General features: G+C 48.0%; 1 protein-coding gene. It reads right to left on the reverse strand.

Annotated features, from left to right (window positions below; genetic code table 11):
- On the reverse strand, nt 1-1,475 hold a 1,475-nt coding region (locus A3762_RS09690; RefSeq protein ID WP_082869048.1), incomplete at both ends, for an NADPH-dependent 2,4-dienoyl-CoA reductase.

The following is a 1,475-nucleotide window of genomic DNA, read 5'->3' on the forward strand; positions in this document are numbered from 1 at the left end:
TTTTCAACACAGCACGGTGAACCCAACCAGATGTTTTGTTCAAGCCTGCGCCCAACTGACTCTTTTTACGTTGAAGCAGGTAAACGTCGCGCTCAGGTGCGTGTGGTTTCTTCCCAACGAGTTGACCTGGGTTGTCGCTGTTCACGTCGATACCCCATTCTTCGCTCCATTCTGCGATGCTTTGTGGGCGTGGTGTGCTATCTGCTTTGGCACCTGGGTGCACAAGAAATTCTGCAACATCAAAACCGATACCACCGGCGCCAATAACCGCTACTTTTTTACCTACTTCTGTGCCGGTTAAAACATCAAGGTAAGACAATACTTTCTTGTGTTCGATACCCTCAATCGGTGGCTTGCGAGGGTTGATGCCGGTGGCAACAATCACTTCATCAAAACCGCCTTTCTCGAGCATCTCAGCATCAACCTTGGTGTTGAGCTGTAGATTTACCCCTGATACTTCTACACGACGACCGTAGTATTTGATCATCTCGTAAAATTCTTCTTTACCTGGAATTTGCTTCGCGTAGTTAAACTGACCGCCAATCTCGCTTGCCATATCAAATAGCGTTACGTCATGGCCGCGCTCCGCAGCAACGGTAGAGGCTGATAAGCCTGCAGGGCCAGCTCCAATCACGGCAACTTTCTTTTTGTTAGTCACTGGAATGTAGACCAATTCTGTTTCGTGACATGCTTGTGGGTTTACTAAGCAAGATGCACGTTTCATTTCGAATGTATGGTCAAGACAAGCTTGGTTACAGGCAATACAAATGTTGATTTCGTCTGCACGATTTTCAGCCGCTTTGTTCACAAAGTGCGGATCGGCCAAGAATGGGCGTGCCATTGATACAAGATCTGCATCACCTGAAGAGATGATGTCTTCTGCAACATCTGGTGTATTGATACGGTTTGATGCGCACACTGGAATCGATAGCTCTTTTTTAACACGAGCTGTCGCTTCACGGAAGGCAGCACGCGGTACAGAAGTAACGATGGTTGGAACACGTGCTTCGTGCCAGCCAATACCTGTGTTCATAATGGTAACGCCAGCGGCTTCTAGGGCTTTTGCTGTTTCGACGATTTCGTTGGCGGTCATACCACCTTCGACCAGTTCCATCATTGATAGACGGAAGATCACGATAAATTCTTCGCCTACCGATTTGCGTACTTCTTTTACGATCTCAACTGGGAAGCGCATGCGGTTTTCGATACTGCCGCCCCATTTGTCTTTGCGCTTGTTGACGTGAGGCGCCATAAACTGATTGATCAAATAGCCTTCGCTACCCATGATTTCAACGCCGTTGTAGTTCGCAAGTTTTGCGAGTTTTGCTGTTTTAGCGAAATCCTTGATGGTCGAGCGGATTTGTCGATCTGACATTTCGCGCGGCTTGAATGGGTTAATAGGCGCTTTTTTGGCCGACGCCGAGTGAGAGAATGGGTGGTAGCTATAACGTCCAGCGTGAAGGATTTGTAGGGCA

Source organism: Oleiphilus sp. HI0125, from assembly GCF_001635355.1.